Annotated in this window: 1 protein-coding gene; it reads right to left on the reverse strand. The window is 59.3% G+C overall.

Annotated elements, in window-relative coordinates; all coding sequences use genetic code 11:
- Positions 1-231, reverse strand: a 231-nt coding sequence (locus GJQ66_RS14455; RefSeq protein WP_230379707.1) for a hypothetical protein, incomplete at both ends; no start/stop codon positions are given.

The raw sequence follows: 231 nt of genomic DNA on the forward strand, positions 1-231 counted from the left end.
GCGCAAGGAACAGCACGATCTTCCACCATGGCATGTCCGGATCAGCGCCCTCGGGGTCTTCCAGCTCGGCGTCTTCGCCGGCCGCGCGGTGGGCGCGTGCATCACGCACCGCATCAAACAGAACAAAGCCCAGCGCCAATAACAGCACGATGCCGCTGATCCAGTTGAACTCGCCCAGGAACGCCAATGCGATGAATAGAACAGACCCGGCGATCATCAAAACATAGCTTT

Source organism: Microbacterium sp. ZXX196, from assembly GCF_009709595.1.
In the GTDB taxonomy this organism is placed as follows: Bacteria; Actinomycetota; Actinomycetes; order Actinomycetales; family Microbacteriaceae; genus Microbacterium; species Microbacterium excoecariae.